Here is a 21,212-nt window from a genome sequence, read left to right as displayed (position 1 = left end):
TACAAAAAATTTTTGATTTAAAGGGTAACACAATAAAATATGAATCATATTATTAAAAAATCAAGAAATAATTTCATATTTGGATGATCCTATCAAACCTTGTTTTTCAAACAAACAAAACGATATTTATCGATTATATTCGAAAGTGTTTATTTTACAAGGTATCGAAAAAATACAGTTAAATGTTGCATTTTAATTTTTTTAATGTGTTTTCAGGGAAATTAAATTTTAGTTGATGATGAGTATATAGATCAGATCTCTCGAGCAAGATTATACTTTTATAAAATGTGAGTACAATATTTCTTCGTAGTTGAATTATATAATTTTCAATGAGATAATCCAACTATTTCACGAACATATTTCATGGTTTCTTGAGCAATACAACGAGCACGATTTGATCCTTCAACTAAAATAGTATCAAGATAATTTTTCTCTTCTAATAGATGATGAATTTTTTTAGATATAGGTGTAATTTCTTCTATGATGGCATCAGCTAATGCTAATTTGAAATGAGAAAAATATTTCCCTGCAAATTGTTTGAGGACATCTTCTTGTTTGATGTGTCTAACTGCTGCGAAAATTTTCACAAGATTTTTTGCTTCGAGTCTGTTTTCTAGTGCACAAACTTCTGTGGGCAATACATCACAATCAGTTTTAGCTTTTTGGATCTTTTTTGCAATGATATCTGCATTATCTAGTAAGTTAATACGTGAGTAATCAGAAGAATCCGATTTAGACATCTTTTTAGATGCATTCTTTAAAGATTTAATTCGAGATGTAGAGCTTTCTATTAAACCTTCAATAATAGGGAAGAAGCCATTGCTAAATTGTTCTTCTTTATCATATTTTTTATAAACTTTTTTTATTTTATCTTTAAAATCTGTGTTAAACCTTTGCGCTATAAGACGAGTGAGTTCAAGATGTTGTCTTTGATCTTCTCCTACAGGTACGTGAGTGGCGCGATATAACAATATATCTGCTGCCATCAAAGCGGGATAAGCGTATAGTCCAAGTGAGGATGTTTCACTGTTGTCGCCACTTTTTTCCTTGAATTGAATCATGTTATTCATCCATCCCATGCGTGCAACACAACTCAAAATCCAAGCTAATTCACTATGTTCAGAAACAGAAGATTGTTTGAATATAATGTTGCGTGACGGATCAATTCCTGCTGCTAAGAATGAAGCAGCGACTAAATGTGACTGATATGCCAAGTTTTCATGGGCGACTTTAGTGGTAATCGCATGTAGATCTGCTACGAAGTATATTCCTTTCCAATCGCAAATTTTCTGTCTATTAACTATTGTTTGAGTCATACCTAAGTAATTACCAAGATGTAATTCTCCAGTTGGCTGAATCCCGGATACTAGTAAATTATAAGACGGATTCATAATATTCCTCCAATAATAGAATTATGTTTTCACGGCATGATCTATCGTCAAATAAATTTGAAGATCAATTCAAGGTTATTTTTCGGATCACTTTTTGATTGCTTTTCTTAATAAAGATAAAAAATCTTTTCCAATAAAGAGAAGAATTGCACATAAATAGACTGAAAATGCACATGATAATATGAATATTAGTTTTGTAAACTGATTAAAAAACGTTTGCTCTGTCATAATATTGTTATGGAAATAAGGCTTAAATAACATGATAAATATTACCATCAATCCAGATGATAGAAAAATTGATAAAATTCTATAAATGGTTTTGGGGGATAAATTTATTTGCTGACGTTTCCAAAGAGTGACAGCTAAACAAACTGTGTTTACCCATCCTGAAGAAACTTCTGCAAAAGCAATCCCGTATCCTCCAATAAACGGAAATGACGTTATCGCTATTGTAAAATTGATAAGAATTGCGATTAAAGTGAATTTCATAGGGCTTGTCATATCACTTTGAGCATAAAATGCTGTTTGAAGATTTCTCGCTAGTATAAATCCTGGAATGCCTATGCTGTAAATAGATAAAATTGAGGATACAAGAAGGGTGTTTTGAACAGAAAACGATCCTCTTTCATAGAGTATTTGTATAATTTCTTTTGAGAACATAAATAAAATAATAGCAGCAGGAATGGTGAAAAAAGAAATACATTCAATTGCTTGATTTTGAATTTCAAAGATTTCTTTTTTGTTTCCTGACTTCATAGAACGAGATAGTTCTGGCAATATTGCAAGCGTCATAGCCCCGCCAATAACTCCTACTGGCAGTAAATATACTCTTTCTGCATATTGAAGGGCTGAAACCATTCCTATGCTGCTAGAGGATATAGCCCGTCCTACGATATTGTTTATTTGAATAATACCACCTGTTATAATAAGAGGAAATGTCAGTTTTAAAAATTTTTTAACATTGTGCGTCAATTGAGGGTATTGAAGGTATGGCCTAACTTTATATTTTTTTGCATAAACAAAAACAATCCATAAGTGAACAACACAGGTCAATAATACTCCCCAAGCCAACATGTATGCCGTCTCATGTGGAGCAAAATTATACCACTTTGCGTATATTAATATAAAAATTGGACCTGTATTAAGAACTATCGGATTTATAGACGCAATAAAATAGTGTTTCAACGCAAAGAATATACCTGTAATTAATGAGGCAAGTGACATGAAAATTATGCTCGGAAACATCACCCTAGATAATTTTATTGTTAAAAAGTACATGTCTGATTGATAAGCAAATCCTGGAGCTAATACAAAGCGGACGAGTAATGGTAGTATGATTTCTATGAAAATGCTAAAAACTACGAGGCCAAGGATTAAAACGCTAAAAACTTCAGATGACAGGCGCTGAGCGCCTTCAGATCCACGTTTTTCTTTTTCGTGAGAAAACATTGGAATAAAAGAATTATGAAAAACGCCTTCAGCGGCTAGCCGGCGAAAGAGAAAAGGGAGATGAAACGCTATGTAAAAAACATCTGACACCCTTCCTATGCCAAGAGTTGCGGCAATCAGGGTTTCACGTATAAATCCAAGGCTACGGCTTCCTAATGTTGATGCGCATACTGTAAAAAAATTCCGCATAACCTTCATTTATGTAATACTCCGCAACATTTTATTCGCACTCGCACTGATTGATGAAGAAGAAAAATCTCTCAATCACAGGAAGAAACTGCCATTCTGTTGCTTAGTGTATATACTGGACCATGTAACATTGCAATTTATTTTAGTTTTGTAATATTATGATCAATATTGGATTTCAAGGCAACTTACTGTAAAATTGTTTATTTTGGGTATGGTGCATTTATTATTAAGTGAAGAGGCTTTTATGGAAAATGGGATTTCGTCTGTAACGCACGTAGAATTATTACAACTAGAAAAACTCGCAAAAGTTGCATTACAAGTTGGTGTGCATATTCAAGAAGGACAGCATCTCATATTGATGGCTCCGGTTGGCGCATTACCTCTAGTGAGATTAATTACTAAACATGCTTATATCTTGGGAGCAGGTTTGGTGAGTGTTTTTTATAAGGATAACGAATCTACCCTTATGCGGTATAAATACGGAGCTGATTATGTTTTCGATACGGCGGCGGATTGGTTTTGTGAAGGGCTTGCAAAGGCTTATTCTAGTAATACTGCTTTGTTGAGTATTTCTGGGGATGATCCTTTGTTGCTTATTAATGAAGATCCCGACAAAATAAGTCGAGTTAATCAAGCGTATTTAAAGGCGTACAAGCCGGCTTTAGAGAGGATTTCTAATTTTGATATTAATTGGAGTATCGTTCCTTATCCAAGTTGTGAATGGGCAAAAATTGTGTATCCGAATTATCCTGTTCCAATAGCCGTGGCAAAACTTGCAAACACCATTTTTGCTGTTTCCCGAGCTAATTGCGTTGATCCTATAGCTGCTTGGGCGGAACACAATAACTTTCTTCATCAAAAGGCTCAATGGTTAAACCAGAAGGATTTCGCGGAAATTCGTTTTTCAGGACCTAATACGTCTTTAAAGGTTGGTTTGGCGGATGGGCATCAGTGGTCAGCTGGATCTTCTGTTGCGCAGAATGGGGTCATTTGTAACCCTAATATTCCTACAGAAGAAGTATTCACTACTCCCCATGCAAAAAAAGTAGATGGATATGTAACAAGTACTAAGCCGCTCGTATATCAAGGTGTTTTGATTGACGATATTAGGGTGCGCTTTGAGAAAGGGCATGTCGTTGAAGCCTCTGCTTCAAAGGGGGAAGAGATGTTGAATAAAATTTTTGATATTGATGAAGGTGCGCGTAGACTCGGAGAAGTGGCTTTAGTTCCGCACTCTTCCATCCTGTCTAAGATGGATACGTTGTTTTATGATACTTTATTTGATGAGAATGCCGCTTCGCATATAGCTTTTGGACAATGTTATTCTAAATGTTTAAAAAAACCTGCGAATGCGTCAGGTAATTGGGTGGAAGAACAAGGTGGTAATTCAAGCATAGCTCACGTTGACTGGATGATTGGTTCTGGAGATATGGATGTTGATGGTTTTACAAAAAATGGTGCCCTTGTGCCTGTCATGAGGGGAGGAGAGTGGATTTTTTAAAATAATTTTCCTTGACGTTCCTTTGTGTCTTTGAGGATAGTAAATTTCTTTGTGGGCGATTCCTTCGTAATAGGATGGTTTTTATTGATTATAATAGCATTTGCTTGTCCATCAAAAAAATCAATAAGGATTCTTGTGTCGGTGGATAGGTGTTTTTTTCTGGAAATAAAGTTGTTGTTGTGGTCTCGAATGGAGGAGTATCCTCGTTTTAGGGTATTTTTATAAGAGAGAGATTGCAAAATTTGTGTGGTTATTGAAGCAGATGTTTGGCAATTTTTTATTTTATACGATAGCGCCAATTCAATACGGTTAATCATCTTTTGTATGTGTATATGAAAGGATGATATACGATTAATTGTTTGCTCCAATAGCATACGAAGGATTGCGATTTTTTCTTTTTTTTTCAGAGAGATAAAACGTAGGTTTTGTGTAATTGTATGTTCGATGCATTGTTGTTTTTTTATGATGTTATGACGATTTTTTTGAATGATTTGTGTAGGAGATTCCGAGTGTATTCTGTTGTTCATAGTATAAAAATTGCGATATTTGCGGAAAATTATACTTTTAAGATTATGGTCTAATTCACGGGATAATCTATCTATTCTATAGCGTGGACAAGCAAGGATTTGGTCAGTATTTAAAAGAGTTTTTAGCAAAGAATTTAGAGTATTTATTTGTTGTTTTATGAATCGAGTGCTTGTGCTATCCAATCTCGTTTCAATCTTCATTAGAGATGTTAGTAAATGCTCTTTTACAGGGGTGGCAATTTCTGCGGCTCCTGTTGGGGTGGGGGCTCGTAAATCTGCGGCATAATCGGCTAATGTCCAATCTGTTTCATGTCCAATAGCTGATATGATAGGAATAGAACTATTTACTATAGTTCGGACAACCATTTCGTCGTTAAAGTGCCAGAGATCCTCTATGCTACCGCCGCCACGGGCAAGGATGATAATGTCTGGTCTAGGGCAATTATCCCCATTTTTTAAAGTGTTTAGTTGAATAATTGCATTGATAATTTCTTTAGGGCATTCTTCTCCTTGTACTTTAACCGGAAAAACAATCACTCGCAAAGGAAATCTGCAGGAAATTCTTTGTAAAATATCACGGATTACTGCTCCGGTTGGAGATGTTATTACTGCGATTACTTTAGGGATAGATGGTATAGTTTTTTTGTGTTTGTCGGAGAAAAGCCCTTCTTCGGAGAGTTTTTTCTTTCTTTTCTCTAAAGTGGCCATAAATGCGCCTGAGCCAGATGGGGTCAAGGATTCTATGATTATTTGATACTTGGAGGAACCTGGGAAAGTAGTTATCTTCCCTAAAGAAAGGAACTCAATTCCCTCTTCTGGTAAAAACTCCATTTTATTGAGTGTTCTTTTCCAAATGACAGCGTCAATGCGTGACTGGTTATCTTTTAGGGAAAAATACGCATGTCCTGATGAGTGAACTCCTCTATAGCCAGATATTTCTCCTCGCACAGATATGTAAGGAAAGTTTGATTCAATTGTGTGCTTTAGACGGTAAGATAGTTCTGACACAGAGTATTCTTGGGGGTGTAAGATGCTTTTTTTTAAAAAATAATCCATAATTTTCTAGCGGTTTAATTGTTTTAAAAATCTATTGTTAAAGTAATGATCATTGCTTTAAAGGCGTGATAGATGCCATATTAAATAGCTTTGACATACACTTAATCTCATTTTTAGGGGATTTGTATTTTGTGTATAAGTATTGTAAATGATTTTAAGTAGATTTAAAAGTATATAAGTCTAAATTAGACAAAGTTCATTGAAAGATTGTTATGAAACAGTGTGTTGCTTTTATTTTTAATATTTTTATTTTTTTTTTATAGATGTAATTGGATTTATTATATTGACTAAATGTAGAATGGATCCTTTTTACAATCGTCTGTTTTCTATCGCTATAGCCTTTTTGGTGTCTTGGAAGCCAAATCGTTTATTTGTATTGCTTAAATTACGGCGCAAGTCTTTTCTTGAGACAATTCGTTATGTGATTATGTATTTTATATTTTCTGTTTTAAATTACGCTTTGTATACGCAGTTATTGCGAACCTTTCAAGGTTTGCAGCCGTTGCTGGCGGTTATTTTATCATCGATTTCATCAATGATATTTGTTTTCTTTCTGTATGTTCGTTTTGTTATTAAAGGGGTATATTATATCAAGAAATAATATTTTTAGCAATTAATGCTATTGGGATGTTTTTGAATTAAGTAGGTGTCTTTGAAACTGGTGATTTATTGTGTAAAATGCTGATTTGCAAGTTTTTATAGCATGGTATATATATAGTAATTAGTATTGACAATTTAGACATGAGAGCATTACTATTTTAGTGTTATTTCATAAGTCAGCGGCGGCATGATTACTCGCCGTTTTGTTTTTTATGGGTGGGTATAGTGAGGGTAGTCTTTGGAAAGTGCAGATGTTTTTTATAGCAAATATGAGTCAAGGATTTTTGGAGACGTAGGATTAGGTCGCGATATATCTGCTTTGATTCAGCCTATTGTCGAAGAAATGGGCTTTAGGATTGTACAGGTATCTCTTGTAGGAGAAAAAAAGCTGTCATTGCAGATTTTTGTAGAGCGCGATGATGGGAGTATGACATTGCGCGATTGTGAAGAATTGTCTAGGGCTCTATCCCCTATTATTGAGGTGGAGAATATAATAGAAGGGCAGTATCAATTAGAGGTTTCTTCTCCTGGGATTGATCGTCCGATGGTGAGGAAATCTGATTTTTTACGGTGGAATGATCACGTTGTATCGTGTGAAATTATGTCAGATTCCGGGGAAAAGAAAAAATTGATTGGGAAAATTGTAGGGATTAATGAGGATGTATTCTTCCTTGATAAAGAGGGGAAAAATACAGATGAATTGCAGATTGCGGTGCCATTTGATTCGCTTCTTTCTGCAAGACTTGTTGTTACTGATAAATTGCTAGGTGCTTCCTTGAATAGCTGATGCGAGTTATGCTGGATTGTGAGGAATTAAGGAGATTTGTATGACGGTTTCCACAAACAGACTTGAGCTTTTGCAAATTGCAGATGCTGTTGCTTGTGAAAAATCAATAGATCGGGGTGTAGTGCTTTCGGTTATGGCGGAGTCCATCCAGAAAGCTGCGCGCTCTCTTTATGGAACAGCCTCTGATATTCGAGTTGAAATTAATCCAGAAACTGGGGATATTTCCTTGTATCGTATATTGGAAGTAGTAGAAGAAGTTGAAAATTATGCCTGTCAAATTTCACTGCAGGTAGCTCGTGATCGCTATCCAGATGCTGATATAGGGGGAACTATCTCTGAGCCTCTTCCGCCAGTAGGTTTTGGTCGTGTTGCTGTTCAATCTGCCAAACAGGTAATTATCCAAAAAGTACGTGAAGCTGAGCGCGATCGTCAATATCTTGATTTTAAAGATAAGGTCGGGGGGATTGTTAGCGGTACGGTTAAGCGTGTTGAATATGGTAACGTGATTGTTGATCTTGGAAATTCAGATGGTGTAATTCGCCGTGGGGAGACAATTCCGCGGGAGAACATGCGCCCAGGAGATCGTGTAAGAAGTTATATATACGATGTAAGGCGTGAACAAAGGGGGCCCCAGGTTCTATTATCTCGTACGCATCCGCAGTTTATGGTAAAGTTATTCCATATGGAGGTTCCGGAGATTTGTAATGGAATTGTTCAGGTAAAGGCGGTTTCACGTGATCCTGGTTCTCGTGCAAAATTAGCCGTTTTTTCTAGTGATTCTTCTATTGATCCTATTGGAGCTTGCGTCGGAATGCGTGGGTCGCGTGTTCAGGCTGTTGTGGGAGAGTTAAGAGATGAGAAAATTGATATAGTTGTTTGGTCGCCGGATCCTGCAACATTTGTAATTAATTCGTTGCGTCCAGCTGTCGTGACAAAAGTAGTATTGGATGAAGATGTTGGTCGTATTGAAGTCATTGTTCCGAAAGAACAGCTCTCTCTGGCGATTGGTCGTCGCGGACAAAATGTACGTCTGGCTTCACAGTTAACAGGTTGGGCAATAGATATTATCACTGAAGAGGAAGATTCTGCTAATCGTCAAAAAGATTTCAATGAACGTACTCAGTTTTTCATGAAAGCTATTAATGTTGATGAAATGATAGCGAATCTTCTTGTGGCGGAAGGTTTTTCTGATATTGAAGAATTAGTATGTGTGAAGGTTAAAGAGATTGCTTCTATTGAGGGATTTGACGAGGAAACGGCCGTTGAAATACAGGGAAGAGCGCAAGAATATCTTGATGGTTTAGATGCTACTCTCCAAAATAAAATCAAAGACCTGGGCGTTTCGGAGGAATTATGTGATGTTCCTGGCATGGACTCTAAAATAAAATTGGCTCTTGGAGAAAATGGAATTAAAACTATGGAGGATTTGGCAGGTTGTTCTGTGGATGATTTGTTGGGTTGGATTGAGAATAAGAATGGTAATATTGAAAAATTTGATGGTTTGTTATCAAGTTTAGGTCTTTCAAAAGATCAAGTTGAAAGCATGATTCTCTATGCTCGATATAGGATGGGTTGGATTGAGAAAGAAGAGGTTTTGAATGCGGAAAGTCAAGATGTTGATTAACATTCATTAATTTTTTGTTTTTTTAATGGGCGAAGTAGATCAATATGTGTTTGTGTATTTAAAGCTTACTTGCAGTTATTCCGAGAGCTTGATAGTTGATGGTATAAGGTATAGAAATATACATATGTTTTTTATTCAGTATTGATAAGGTGTTTGTATATTGAGGCTGATTAGTAGAGGTTTACAGTGTGTGTAAGGGGTTAATTTTTATTTTTCTCCGCGGTGGATTAGAGGCTTATGACAGATAATAAAGATGATAAGAAATCAAGTGTGGTGGAGAAAAGGACTTTAACGCTCAAAACATCATCGCTGGGCGTTGGTCATGCGTCATTGCAAAATAAGGGTGCGAATCAAGGTCGTGCTAGATCTGTTGTAGTGGAGACACGGAAGCGTCGTTCCTATCTTCAGGGTAAAGAAAAAGTATCTGTTTTTAGGACGGATTCTCGGGTTATAGATTCTTCTTCTGATAATTCGAAAGATTTATTGCAGGCAAAAGATAAAAAAAATTTTCTAGGGGCGTCTAATTCTGAAAAGAAATCTGCGCAAAGAAGTGATTCTTCTTTTGGGGGCCTTTCGCAAGAGGAGCTAGAAAGTCGTCGTCGTGCGCTTCATGAGGCACAAGTGCGTGATGAAGAAACGCGGATTAAGTTGGAACAACAATCACTTGAACAGCTTTCAAAAAACCTTGAGACTCCTATAGAGTGTGATAATGACCAATCTCCTGAAAATATTTTATGTAAAACAGAAGTTTCTTCTGAAGATCAGCAAAGTATTGAAGTTGTAGATGCCAATGTGGAGAAGTCTTCGGTTGTTCCTTTGCATGATGTTATCGACAGTGATTCTTCGGATTCGATTGATTCCGTTCTTGTTAATAACAAATCACGAAAATCCTCAGATGATATAAGTAGTAGTCGTGGTAAATCTAAAGGAGGAGCGAGCAATAAGCATGCTTCCGTTCATTCATCCAAGCCTACTTCGCGGAATAAAGTTGGAGATGAAGATAAAAAATACAAGAAAATTAAGATTGCCACTGTGGATGATGTTGATGAAGAAAGGGGGGGGTCTCGCGGAAGATCTCTTTCAGCAATGCGTCGTCGACAAGAGAAATTCCGTCGCAATCAAAAGCAAGAAAAGAGGGAAAAGATTTATCGGGATATCATCGTTCCTGAAACTATTACAATACAAGAATTGTCTCAACGTATGTCAGAACGTTCTGCGGATGTGATAAAATTTTTGATGAAAGAAGGGCAGATCATGAAGCCTGGGGATGTCATAGATGCTGATCTAGCTGAGATAATCGCCAGTGAATTTGGGCATGTTGTTAAGCGTGTTTTGGATTCGGATGTTGAATTAGGTATTTTTGATATTTCGGATAGTGCAGATGATTTAGAGATTCGTCCTCCTGTTGTGGCAATTATGGGCCATGTGGATCATGGTAAGACATCTCTTCTTGATGCTATACGCAATGCTAGTGTTGCTAAAGGTGAGATAGGAGGGATAACTCAGCATATAGGTGCGTATCAAGTTAATTATCAGGGAAAAAACATTACCTTTCTTGATACCCCAGGGCATGCGGCTTTTCATGGAATGCGCGCTCGTGGTGCACGTGTTACAGATATTGCTGTTCTTGTCTTAGCTGCGGATGAGGAAATAATGCCTCAGGCAATTGAATCCATTAATCATGCTAAAGCCTCTGATGTTTCGATTATTGTTGCTATTAATAAGATTGATAAACTAGGTGCAGATGTACAAAAAGTTCGGATGAATTTATTAAAATATGATGTTTTTGTTGAAAGTATGGGTGGAGAAGTTCTGGATGTTGAGATTTCTGCTAAAAACAATCTTAATTTAGATAAATTGCTTTCCTCCATTCTTTTGCAGGCAGAAATGCTGAATCTTAGAACTAGCATCAATCGTAAGGCAGAAGGAATAGTTGTTGAAGGAAAGATTGATCGAGGTAGAGGGCCAATTATTACTGTTTTAGTTCAAAAAGGGACATTAAACAAAGGTGATATCTTGGTTGTCGGGGATCAATGGGGAAAGATTAGAGCGTTATTTGATGATAAGGGGCATAGTGTTTTGAAAGCTGTGCCGTCTATGCCGGTTGAGGTTCTTGGTCTTCAAGGTATGCCAATGGCTGGAGATAAATTTGTAGTTATTGATAGTGAAAGTCGTGCACGAGAGGTTGCGCAGTATAGGCAGCGTATAGCAAGGAATAAGTCTATGGCGCGTAGATTGGGTTCGCGTAGTCCTTTGGAGAAATTTGTAAGAAATGCGAATATATCGTCTAAAATAAAAGAATTTTCTGTTATTATAAAGGGTGATGTTCAGGGTTCTGTGGAGGCTATTGTTGATTCTTTAGGTGGATTCAATAACAGTGAAGTTTGTGTTTCAATTGTGCATTCTAGTGTTGGGGCGATTAATGAAACTGATGTGTCATTAGCCAAAGCGTCTGGTGCTGTCATTTTTGGTTTTAATATTCGCGCAAGTTCTCAAGCGCGAGCTCTTGCTGCAAGGGATGGAATAAATATACTTTATTATAATGTCATTTATGATCTTATTGATTCAATAAAAGATTCTATGTCAGGATTGTTGTCACCAGAAATTAGAGAAACGTTCTTGGGTAATGCTGAGGTATTAGAAGTTTTTTCTGTAACTAAGTTAGGAAATGTAGCTGGTTGTAAAGTGGTTGAAGGTAAGGTTGAACGTGGATCAGGTGTGCGTCTTATACGTGATGGTAATGTAATGTATGAGGGAAAGCTTAAAACACTTAAGCGTTTTAAAGATGAAGTTTCAGAAGTTCACATGGGGCAAGATTGTGGTATGGCTTTTGATAATTATGATAATATACAAGTTGGAGATACAATTGAATGCTTTAGTATAGAGCATGTTAAGCGTTCTTTATGATAATTTTTTGTTGTATTTATAGCATTTTGGGTGTTGTGGGGATTTTTGGCTTTGAAAAATAGGGGTTCAAGCCCTTCTAGGCGGGCGTTACGTGTTGGAGAGGAAGTTCGCTCTGCCTTGATGTGGGTTATATTCAAAAATGAGTTCCAAGACCCTTTAATTAATAGGGACGTTATATCTATTTCAGAAGTATGTATGTCGGCGGATTTGAAAGTTGCTACGGTATATGTTTCCTTGCCTCCAGATGTTTCTTCTGATATGACTATTTCTGCTTTAAATCGCAATACTAAATTTATTCGATGTCGTGTGAGTCGATCTCTTAGGACGCTAAGATATGTTCCAGAATTTCGATTTCGATATGATACGTCGTTGCAGAATTATTGGAAACTTGATGCATTGATGTGTTCGCAAAAAATAGCCGATGGGATGTAATGGGGCTTGAAGATTGGTGTTTGATATGTTTTTTTTCAATTAAAATGTATGTCAGAAAGATTCATTAGTTTGTCTCTGATTTTTGTTTTACAGAAAGCAGAGAGATTTTAATTCAATAAAAAAGAGGTGTTTATGTCAATAACTTTGAAGCGCAAAAGAGAACTTATACAGGAGTATGCTTCATCAGAGAAAGATACTGGTTCTCCAGAAGTACAGATTGCGGTTTGTTGCGAAAGAATAGCGAATCTTACAAAGCATTTTAAAAATGCTAAAAAAGATGTAAATTCTAAAATAGGGCTTAGTAAATTAATTGCTTTAAGAAATTCTCTTTTAAAATATCTTGAAAGAAAAGATGTAGAGAGATATAAAAAATTAGTTAGCAGTTTGGGGCTTCGGCGATAATTGATATCCTTTCGTTATTGTATCGGGTTTGGATAGTGTTTTGTATCAAGGATGAGTGCATTTAATACATCTTATTAATGTGTATTAATGTCTCAATGAGATTATTTAGATTTTTCCCCATCTTGCTTTAACAAGCATGTTGTTCTGATGGGTTTTTTATAATTAGGGATGTGTAATATGTGCGATGTGCATACAGTTGAAATTGAGTGGGCTGGGCGTCCACTTAAGTTGGAAACCGGTAAGATTGCACGAAATGCTGATGGAGCTGTTCTGGCAACCTATGGAGAAACGGTTGTTTTAGCTACTGTTGTTTTCGATAGATCTATTAAAGAGGACCAAGACTTTTTCCCTTTCACTGTTAATTATCAAGAACGGTCGTATGCTGTTGGTAAAATTCCAGGAGGATATTTAAGGCGTGAATCTCGCTCTACTGAGCACGAGATTTTGGTTTCACGTATGATTGATCGTTCTATTAGACCATTGTTTCCAAAAAATTATAAAAACGAGACGCAGCTAATAATTAATGTTATGCAACATGATTTGGAAAATGATTCTCATGTTGTGAGTATGATTGCGGCATCTGCTGCATTAATGTTGTCTGGATTGCCATTTGCGGGTCCTGTGGTAGGTGCGCAAGTGGATTATATCAATGAGAAATATGTTTTGAATCCACCTTTGGATGGAGAGAAGGGATCTCTTGATCTTTTTTTTTCTGGCACCGAAGATGCTGTTCTTATGGTTGAATTAGAGTCCAACCAATTGTCAGAAGAAGTGGTGTTTGATGCCATCATGTTTGGACATGATGCGTGTAAACCTGTTATTGAAGCTATTTCCGATCTTGCAAAGAAGTGTGCAAAAGATCCGATAATTGTAGATTCGAAAGATTTTTCGGAATTAGAACGAGAAGTTTTTCAGATGGTTGAGAAAGATCTTCGGGTTTCTTGTTTTTCTTCTGATAAATCTGTGCGTTCTGAATCAATTAGTAACCTTAAAGAAAAAGTGATTTCTTGTTTTAGTGGTGAAAATTCTTCTTGGAGCGAAAGAGAAGTTGTTTCTGTATTTGAAGATACGCAGGCTAAGATTATTCGTGCAGAAATTTTGAAAACAAAAGTTCGTATGGATGGTCGTGATGTCGAGAGGGTTCGTGATATTAGTGCACAGGTAGGTATTCTACAGCGGACACATGGCTCGTCTTGTTTCTCTCGTGGGCATACTCAGGCAATAGTGGTTGTTACTCTTGGAACCAAAGAGGACGAGCAATATGTCGATTCTTTGGCTGGAACAAAGAAAAATGATTTTATGATGCACTATAACTTTTTCCCTTTTTCTGTAGGAGAGGTTGGAAGGGTTGGAGCTCCTAATCGGCGTGAAATTGGTCATGGTAGGTTAGCAAGACGTGCTATTCACCCTATTTTGCCACAATCATCACAGTTTCCTTATACTTTACGGATAGTCTCTGAAATAACAGAATCAGATGGTTCTTCTTCAATGGCAACGGTGTGTGGGGCATCATTAGCATTAATGGATGCTGGAGTTCCTATGTCCAAGCCAGTTGCTGGAATAGCTATGGGGCTAGTCAAAGAAGGTGATCAGTATGTTATTTTATCTGATATATCTGGAGATGAAGACCATTTTGGTCATATGGATTTCAAAGTTGCAGGAACAGATTCTGGTATTACTGCAATGCAAATGGATTTAAAAATAGGGGGAGTTCCTAAAAAAATCATGATGATGGCTTTGCAACAGGCTAAGGCAGGACGTCTTCATATTCTTAATGAAATGTCAGATGTTTTGTCAGAGAGCCGATTACAACTTGGTGAATTTACTCCACGTGTTGAAATTATGTCTGTTCCCCAAGATCAAATACGTAATGTTATTGGAATAGGGGGGAAAGTTATCCGTGGTATAGTTGAGCAGACAGGTGCAAAAGTTGATATAGATGATGACGGGACTGTCAAGATAGCCTCTTCGTCTTCCGCAGCAATAGAGGCCGCTCGTGAAATGATCTCCTCTATTATAGATGTGCCAGAAGTTAATAAGATTTATAAGGGTCATGTAGTTAAAGTTATGAATTTTGGTGCTTTTGTTCATTTTTGTGGTGCGCGTGATGGGCTTGTACATATATCACAGCTTTCTGCACACAGAGTTTCCAAGACAAGCGATGTGGTCAAGGAAGGTGATGTTGTATGGGTTAAGCTGGTAAATTTTGATGATCATGGAAAAATTAAATTATCTATGAAAGCTGTTGATCAAAATACAGGAAAGCCGATTGTTTGATTATTAGTAATATTTTAATTTTGATATTTTCATTAGGCTCATCTATGTCAGCGTAAAGAAAATTTTATTATTATTGAGATTTTAATGTAGTATTTTTGTTATTATTAATTCTTGATTTAATATATAAGTGTATTTTAATAACTGTAATACAGTAGAGGTGTTCTGCTTTTTTATTATGTTGTGAAGTAAAAAGTAAAAGCATATATTAAGTAGAGGTTATTATAGAAATTAAGAGTATATAAGTGATTTTTTAAAAATATTTTGTTATAATTACTATTTTTTTGCCTAATTATAGACTAATAATTCTATTATATTTCCCATTACATAAAGTATTTTTAGGGTGTTTGCCTAAAAGTATTTTGTTAATATAAGTTTTTAATTTAAACATTATGTAATAGGTTCACAATTTTAGTTATATAATAAGTATTTTTCTTTTTATTTAAGTATGTATTGTGTGTCTTCCTTTATTTGTGTTGTGCCGTTTCATACGTAGAGAAGATACTTGCTATACAAAAAGATAGGGAAATTGTATATATGGATGATGATGCTACTTTTGATAGTTCTGAAAAATTTCTTGAACTGACTTCTAATATAGTTTCTGCGTATGTGGGTAATCATGTTGTACCTATAGCTGAGATCAGAAGTCTTATTACAGATGTACATTCTGCTCTGAGGGGTATAATTTCCTGCATGCCTTGTCAGGATAGTGTTCAGCCTGAAAGGCTTAAGCCGGCAGTGCCAATAAGAAAATCTATAGAAAATGGTTGTTTATATTGTCTAGAAGATGGGATGCAGTTTAAATCTTTGAAGCGTCATCTTAAAACACATCATAATATGACACCTGATGAATATCGTGTTAAATGGAACTTATCCAGTGATTATCCGATGGTTTCTAGGGAATATGCTACTACTCGTTCGAAACTTGCTAAGAATATGGGTCTTGGGCGTGGGCGTAAAAAGCGTATTTTAAGTTCTAAGATGTAGTTTTAATTAATGAAGTGTTTGCGTTATAGGTGGCAAGAAAAGCATAAAAAAATTATCTTTATTTTTCTATTATAAAAAGTATTTTTGGCTATTTCTATATGGGAACGATGTATAATTTTACTGTTCTGGATTTATGAACCAATTTTGTAGAAAATTTTCATATATACAAGTTAGATCTTCAAGGTCTTGAAGAGATGTGTTTTCATTCGGGGCATGTATCGTTTTTCCTACAAGTCCAAATTCTATTACAGGACAATAATCTTTTATGAAGCGTGCATCAGATGTCCCTCCAGAAGTAGATAATAGGGGTGTTATACCAGTTATATTGTAGATGATTTTGCTTAATACAGATGTTAATTTTCGATCATGTGTTAAAAAAACAGGGGAAATTGGTGATGAAAAACTTACACTATGAGATAGTTTTGGTACGTTTTGGATGCCTTTTATTAAACGCGATTTAACTTCTTCTATTAGTGTTTGTTCATTCCATAAATCGTTAAATCGGATATTAAAAGACATTTTTAGTTGTGCGGGGATAACATTTTTTTCGGAATTTCCTACATCTATTGTTGTTACTTCTAAATTTGTTGGAGGGAAATTATCGCTTCCAGAATCAAACTCTATATTAGTTAATTGATATAATACTGGTATAAGTCCTCTTATGGGATTTTCTGCTAGATGTGGATATGCTGTATGTCCTTGTTTCCCATTAAGTATTATTTCTCCTGTAAGGCTTCCTCGGCGTCCTATTTTTATTGTATCGCCGAGTAAATTGTTACATGTTGGCTCTCCTACTATACATGCATTCCATTTTTCTCCTTTTTTTTCGAGCCATGGTAGCATCTTTTTTGTGCCATTTATTGCGGGCCCTTCTTCATCTCCGGTGATTAAGAGGGAGATAGATCCAAAATTTTTATATTTTGAAATAAATCGAGAAACAGCTGCTATGAAGCAAGCAATGCCTCCTTTCATATCAACAGCTCCGCGACCATAGATTTTATCTTCTACAATGGTAGCTGAAAAAGGCGGATATTTCCAAAGATTTAAATTTCCAGGAGGAACAACGTCGACATGTCCGGCGAACATTAAATTAGGTTCCTTTGTGCCAAAACGAGCATAAAGATTCCTAACCGGTAGTGTGTTTTCTGTTTGAAAATATTTTGCTTCAACGTTAAAACCAAGTGGTTTTAACGTGTTGATTAATATAGAAATTGCTTCTCCATCTTGTGGAGTGATTGAAGGGCATTCTATTAATTTAATAAGATGTGTTACGCTATTTTGGGTCATTTTATCAAAATGTTTCAATATTACAAATAATCACGCAACAGTGCATTGATACTGGTTTTAGATCTAGTTTGCTTATCTACTTTTTTAATTATCACTGCACAATAAAGGTTTGGCTTTACTAGATTATCTGTGCAATTTGTGCTTGGATAACTTCCTGGAACAACCACAGAATACGGGGGAACCTCACCATAAGTAATTGTTCCGGTATTACGATCTATAATTTTAGTAGATTTTCCAATAAATACTCCCATGCCAAGCACAGATCCTTCGCGGACGATGCATCCTTCTACTATTTCGGAACGAGCTCCAATGAAACAGTTGTCTTCTATAATGGTCGGTCCTGTTTGTATTGGTTCAAGTACACCACCTATTCCTACTCCTCCGGAAATATGGACATTTTTCCCAATTTGAGCGCATGATCCTATTGTTGACCAAGTATCTATCATAGTCCCTTCATCAATATAAGCTCCTACATTGATAAAAGATGGCATCAAGACCGCTCTAGAAGCGATATATGCTGAATGACGAGCTATCGTTCCAGGAACTGTTCGGAAGTTGTTTTTTTCAAAATCTTTTTTTGTCCATTGTGCAAATTTTGCAGGTATTTTATCCCACCATATAGAATATCCATTGCCGCTTGAAATTATTTCTGTAGGATAAATTTGGAATGATAATAGAATAGCTTTTTTTATCCATTGTTGTGTTTCCCAATGGCCATTATTATCACGTACTGCAACCCGTATAAGCCCTTTATCTAGTAAATTTAAGGTAGAGTGGACGGCATCTTCTACATCTTTTGGAATTAAATAATTTTTAGGGTCATGCTCGTCAAAAAAAGAGTCAATAATCTTTTCTAAGGCACGCAAGGTGATGTTGTTCATGAAGGACCTATAATTAGTAGTAAAGTATCGTAAGACATGAAATATTAGTTGAATGGTATCCTTAAAAAAGCAGAAGATTATTCCAGTTGCTATTCTGTTTTTATAGCATTTTGAAGCTCTTTACGAATTTTTTTTGCACTAATTTCTAAATTTTGAAAAGTTTCTGTTTTTTGTGCTACGTGGATACTTGTATTCAGGGTATCATCTCCGTTTTTACAGGGAATAACATGAAAATGCAAATGGGGAATTGTTTGTCCTGCAGCATGTCCATTGAATTGCAAAATCTGAATTCCATCTGCTTGCAAGGCATTTTTGCAAGCTATCGCAATTTTTTTGACAGCGAGGATCATTTGAGAAAGAACTTCTAGAGGGACTTCAAAAATATCTTTTATACGATCTTTTGGAATAACTAAAACATGTCCTGGATTTTGGGGCATAATGTCCATTATAGCAAGTAATAAATCGTCTTCGTAAACTCGGCATGCGTTTGCTTCCTTGCGTATAATTTTCATGAAGATATTTTGATCATCATAGCTAACTGTAGATTTTTCTATCATAAACGTATGTTCCTTGATTAGTGTGATGTTAACGAACTGATTATCATATCTTTTGAGTGCTTTTTTATTATCTTTATGCTGATTTATCCTCTCAATGGAGATAATTTTCAATATCATAACAGTTTATTCCCTTTCTGAAAAGAAAAAGGTTTTATTTGTTTTACGATATTTTTTGACATAATTTATCTAATATCATCAACTTATTGCCTGGCGCGACATAATTAACCTACCATATATCATCAACTTATTGCCATGGTGCGACATAATTAACCTACTATATATCATTAACTTATTATCTTGGACATGGTAGGCATAATTTATCTAATATCATCAACGTCTTATCTTGATTTTATATTGAGTCGAGTGTACTTTTAGATAGATTATGACATTTCACACGCAGAAAATACGGAGTTAACAGCTTTGATTTAGTTGTTAGCTTTTCCGGTGGCACGGTGTTTTTAGCATTGTGATTCACGTTTTGCGGAGGATAAACCGGATATACAAGGATTTTTTTAATTATGGCTCTTCCACAGTTTACTATACAGCAGCTCTTAGAGAGCGGGGTACAATTTGGTCATCGAAATTTTTTATGGAATCCAAAGATGGCTCCTTATATTTTTTGCGAGCGGAATGGGACGCACATTATAGACCTTTCTCAGACTGTTCCTATGCTTAATAAGGCTTTACAAGTTATCTCTGATACTGTTGCACGGGGTGGTCGTGTTTTATTTGTTGCTACAAAACCTCAGGCTTCTGATTGTGTCATGGAGGCTGCTAAGCGTTCTGCACAGTATTGTGTGAATTCTAAGTGGTTGGGCGGCATGATGACTAATTGGAAAACTGTTTCTCAATCTATCCAGACATTGCGGGATTTAGATGAAATTCTCGGCAAGGAAAATCATGGGTTTACCAAAAAAGAGCGCTTAAATATTGAACGTAAACGTGACAAGCTCAAAAGAGCTTTAGATGGTATTCGTGATATGGGGGGATTGCCTGATTTGATGTTTGTCATAGACACTAATCGGGAAAAGTTGGCTATTGCAGAGGCTCGTAGTTTGCGTATACCTATAGTGGCAGTAGTTGATACTAATAGTGATCCTGATTTGGTGGATTATGTTATTCCAGGAAATGATGATTCTTCCCGAACCATTGCATTGTTTTGCGATCTTGTGGCATCTGCGGCTATTGATGGTATTGCACGACAGCATAGTTATATGAGTGTAAGTGGGGATGTTAAGCCTTCAGATAATGCTACAGATAATGCTACAGTTAATTCAGAAGAAGATGTAACAGTTAATTCAGAAGAAGATGTAAATAATTCTGAAAAAGCAGTATTTGGGGATGATTCAGGGGTTGCGGTTGTTCCTGAATTAGTGGAATGATACTTTGAATATGTGTTGGAGGAAGTGTTTTTAATGAGTAAAATATCTGCTATTGCTGTAAAACAGTTGCGTGAGAAAACTGGTGCTGGGGTTATGGATTGTAAGAATGCACTGTTGGAAGCTCAGGGTAACAGTGAGTTGGCGAGTGAAATTTTGCGCGCTAAAGGCTCTGTAGATGCTCAAAAAAGGGCAGGGAAAAACCCGTTAGAGGGGCTTATAGGGATTGCTCGTGAGGGGCATGAAAAGGCTGTAATAGTAGAGGTTAATGTTGAGACTGATAGCTTGGCACGAAATGCTGGTTTCAGAGATCTTGTTTCTCAAATTGCAACTGTTGCTCTTTCCACCGATGGATCTGTAGAAAGTGTTCTTGCGGCGCCATTTGATGATAGTGGGACGACTGTAGAAGACAAAATTAAGAATCATATTTCTATTACTGGGGAATGTATTAAGTTGCGACGTGTTTCGCTCCTGTGTGTTCCAGGGGGCGTTATCTCATCTTATGTTCATCCTTGTCCTTCCGAGAATATGGGGGCAATTGCTGTTCTTGTGGCATTACGGTCTTCCATAGAGAATAAAGAGGCTCTTTCTTCTGTCGGGGAGCAGATTGCTTTGCATGTAGCGTTGGCTTCTCCTTCTGTAGTTTCAGTGCAAATGCTCGATTCTTCTGTTGTTGCTAGTAAGCGTGCTGGGTATATGGCAGAAGCGCTTGATTCTGGTAAGTCGGGCAATATTGTTGAAAAGATAGTCGATGGAAAAATGAAGGGTTTCTTTAAGGAATGTGTTCTTTTAGATCAAGATTTTGTAATTGAGCCTTCTAAGACTGTATCAGATTTTTTAAAAGAATCTGAGAAGTCAGTTGGTTATCCTATTGAGGTTGTTGGTATGTTGCATTTTGTTTTAAGTGATAAAGAAAAGCAATAATTTAAGAGAGAAAATGAGTTTCCTATGTGTTTTTATAATTTTAGTTAGAGAGCAATAA

Annotated in this window: 17 protein-coding genes; 11 read left to right on the top strand and 6 right to left on the bottom strand. The window is 36.2% G+C overall.

Features of this window, described 5'->3' with window-relative positions; all coding sequences use genetic code 11:
* Positions 1-326: 326 nt before the first annotated feature.
* Together trpS and murJ are read right to left on the bottom strand one after the other, a co-directional pair.
* Complete coding sequence (gene trpS / locus G293_RS02470) at positions 327-1,391, bottom strand: tryptophan--tRNA ligase (RefSeq protein ID WP_047264167.1); 1,065 nt, start codon at positions 1,389-1,391, stop codon at positions 327-329.
* An 87-nt stretch (positions 1,392-1,478) separates the two neighbouring features.
* Positions 1,479-3,038, bottom strand: coding sequence for a murein biosynthesis integral membrane protein MurJ (gene murJ / locus G293_RS02465; RefSeq protein ID WP_047264166.1), 1,560 nt, complete (start codon positions 3,036-3,038; stop codon positions 1,479-1,481).
* 235 nt (positions 3,039-3,273) lie between these two features.
* Between murJ and G293_RS02460 the strand changes: the two genes are divergently transcribed.
* Entirely contained in the window at positions 3,274-4,530 is a 1,257-nt protein-coding gene (locus G293_RS02460) for an aminopeptidase (RefSeq protein WP_047264165.1), read from the top strand.
* Here the strand turns inward: G293_RS02460 and xseA are convergent.
* A complete protein-coding gene (gene xseA, locus G293_RS02455; RefSeq protein WP_047264164.1) occupies positions 4,527-6,113 on the bottom strand; it encodes an exodeoxyribonuclease VII large subunit in 1,587 nt (528 codons plus the stop codon). The genes G293_RS02460 and xseA overlap by 4 nt on opposite strands.
* 283 nt (positions 6,114-6,396) lie before the next feature.
* On the opposite strand from xseA, the gene G293_RS02450 reads away from it, so the two are divergent.
* The 8 genes from G293_RS02450 (at position 6,397) to G293_RS02415 (ending at position 16,126) form a co-directional block, all read left to right on the top strand.
* Entirely contained in the window at positions 6,397-6,714 is a 318-nt protein-coding gene (locus G293_RS02450) for a GtrA family protein (protein ID WP_244464452.1), read from the top strand.
* 237 nt (positions 6,715-6,951) lie between these two features.
* On the top strand, positions 6,952-7,500 hold the full coding sequence (rimP, locus tag G293_RS02445) for a ribosome maturation factor RimP (RefSeq protein ID WP_047264163.1): 549 nt from the start codon (positions 6,952-6,954) through the stop codon (positions 7,498-7,500).
* Between the two features lie 40 nt (positions 7,501-7,540).
* Complete coding sequence (nusA, locus tag G293_RS02440; protein WP_047264162.1) at positions 7,541-9,124, top strand: transcription termination factor NusA; 1,584 nt, start codon at positions 7,541-7,543, stop codon at positions 9,122-9,124.
* Positions 9,125-9,361: 237 nt separating this feature from the next.
* Positions 9,362-12,031: a translation initiation factor IF-2 gene (gene infB, locus G293_RS02435; protein ID WP_047264161.1), complete on the top strand. Its 2,670-nt coding sequence runs from the start codon at positions 9,362-9,364 to the stop codon at positions 12,029-12,031.
* Positions 12,032-12,082: 51 nt separating this feature from the next.
* Positions 12,083-12,463: a 30S ribosome-binding factor RbfA gene (gene rbfA, locus G293_RS02430; protein WP_047264687.1), complete on the top strand. Its 381-nt coding sequence runs from the start codon at positions 12,083-12,085 to the stop codon at positions 12,461-12,463.
* Positions 12,464-12,595: 132 nt separating this feature from the next.
* Positions 12,596-12,865, top strand: coding sequence for a 30S ribosomal protein S15 (rpsO, locus tag G293_RS02425; RefSeq protein ID WP_047264160.1), 270 nt, complete (start codon positions 12,596-12,598; stop codon positions 12,863-12,865).
* Between the two features lie 177 nt (positions 12,866-13,042).
* Positions 13,043-15,142 (top strand): polyribonucleotide nucleotidyltransferase, encoded by a 2,100-nt coding sequence (gene pnp, locus G293_RS02420; RefSeq protein ID WP_047264159.1) that lies wholly within the window; start codon positions 13,043-13,045, stop codon positions 15,140-15,142.
* A 534-nt stretch (positions 15,143-15,676) separates the two neighbouring features.
* A complete protein-coding gene (locus G293_RS02415) occupies positions 15,677-16,126 on the top strand; it encodes a Ros/MucR family transcriptional regulator (RefSeq protein ID WP_047264158.1) in 450 nt (149 codons plus the stop codon).
* Positions 16,127-16,243: 117 nt separating this feature from the next.
* Here the strand turns inward: G293_RS02415 and dapE are convergent, their stop codons facing one another.
* From dapE to G293_RS02400, 3 genes are all read right to left on the bottom strand, one after another.
* Positions 16,244-17,413: a succinyl-diaminopimelate desuccinylase gene (dapE, locus tag G293_RS02410; protein WP_047264157.1), complete on the bottom strand. Its 1,170-nt coding sequence runs from the start codon at positions 17,411-17,413 to the stop codon at positions 16,244-16,246.
* A gap of 20 nt (positions 17,414-17,433) precedes the next feature.
* Positions 17,434-18,294 carry a 2,3,4,5-tetrahydropyridine-2,6-dicarboxylate N-succinyltransferase gene (dapD, locus tag G293_RS02405; RefSeq protein ID WP_047264156.1) on the bottom strand — a complete coding sequence of 287 codons (861 nt, stop codon included), beginning with the start codon at positions 18,292-18,294 and terminating at the stop codon, positions 17,434-17,436.
* An 89-nt stretch (positions 18,295-18,383) separates the two neighbouring features.
* Positions 18,384-18,851 carry an HIT family protein gene (locus G293_RS02400; protein ID WP_047264686.1) on the bottom strand — a complete coding sequence of 156 codons (468 nt, stop codon included), beginning with the start codon at positions 18,849-18,851 and terminating at the stop codon, positions 18,384-18,386.
* 518 nt (positions 18,852-19,369) lie between these two features.
* Here G293_RS02400 and rpsB point away from each other — a divergent pair.
* Positions 19,370-20,233 carry a 30S ribosomal protein S2 gene (rpsB, locus tag G293_RS02395; protein WP_047264155.1) on the top strand — a complete coding sequence of 288 codons (864 nt, stop codon included), beginning with the start codon at positions 19,370-19,372 and terminating at the stop codon, positions 20,231-20,233.
* 33 nt (positions 20,234-20,266) lie between these two features.
* Positions 20,267-21,154 (top strand): translation elongation factor Ts, encoded by an 888-nt coding sequence (gene tsf / locus G293_RS02390; protein ID WP_047264154.1) that lies wholly within the window; start codon positions 20,267-20,269, stop codon positions 21,152-21,154.
* Positions 21,155-21,212 lie beyond the last annotated feature (58 nt).

The organism is Candidatus Liberibacter africanus PTSAPSY (genome assembly GCF_001021085.1).
In the GTDB taxonomy this organism is placed as follows: Bacteria; Pseudomonadota; Alphaproteobacteria; order Rhizobiales; family Rhizobiaceae; genus Liberibacter; species Liberibacter africanus.
Note: the sequence above shows the minus strand (reverse complement) of the source record. Positions and strands in the feature narration are given on the sequence as shown.

What these genes read in the sequence shown, in the direction of transcription:
- infB (WP_047264161.1), top strand. Translation starts at nt 9,362, where the DNA reads ATGACAGATAATAAAGATGATAAGAAATCAAGTGTGGTGGAGAAAAGG.
- tsf (WP_047264154.1), top strand. Translation starts at nt 20,267, where the DNA reads ATGAGTAAAATATCTGCTATTGCTGTAAAACAGTTGCGTGAGAAAACT.
- nusA (WP_047264162.1), top strand. Translation starts at nt 7,541, where the DNA reads ATGACGGTTTCCACAAACAGACTTGAGCTTTTGCAAATTGCAGATGCT.
- dapD (WP_047264156.1), bottom strand. Translation starts at nt 18,294, where the DNA reads ATGAACAACATCACCTTGCGTGCCTTAGAAAAGATTATTGACTCTTTT.
- dapE (WP_047264157.1), bottom strand. Translation starts at nt 17,413, where the DNA reads ATGACCCAAAATAGCGTAACACATCTTATTAAATTAATAGAATGCCCT.
- rpsO (WP_047264160.1), top strand. Translation starts at nt 12,596, where the DNA reads ATGTCAATAACTTTGAAGCGCAAAAGAGAACTTATACAGGAGTATGCT.
- pnp (WP_047264159.1), top strand. Translation starts at nt 13,043, where the DNA reads ATGTGCGATGTGCATACAGTTGAAATTGAGTGGGCTGGGCGTCCACTT.
- G293_RS02400 (WP_047264686.1), bottom strand. Translation starts at nt 18,851, where the DNA reads ATGATAGAAAAATCTACAGTTAGCTATGATGATCAAAATATCTTCATG.
- rpsB (WP_047264155.1), top strand. Translation starts at nt 19,370, where the DNA reads ATGGCTCTTCCACAGTTTACTATACAGCAGCTCTTAGAGAGCGGGGTA.
- trpS (WP_047264167.1), bottom strand. Translation starts at nt 1,391, where the DNA reads ATGAATCCGTCTTATAATTTACTAGTATCCGGGATTCAGCCAACTGGA.
- murJ (WP_047264166.1), bottom strand. Translation starts at nt 3,038, where the DNA reads ATGAAGGTTATGCGGAATTTTTTTACAGTATGCGCATCAACATTAGGA.
- xseA (WP_047264164.1), bottom strand. Translation starts at nt 6,113, where the DNA reads ATGGATTATTTTTTAAAAAAAAGCATCTTACACCCCCAAGAATACTCT.
- G293_RS02415 (WP_047264158.1), top strand. Translation starts at nt 15,677, where the DNA reads ATGGATGATGATGCTACTTTTGATAGTTCTGAAAAATTTCTTGAACTG.
- G293_RS02460 (WP_047264165.1), top strand. Translation starts at nt 3,274, where the DNA reads ATGGAAAATGGGATTTCGTCTGTAACGCACGTAGAATTATTACAACTA.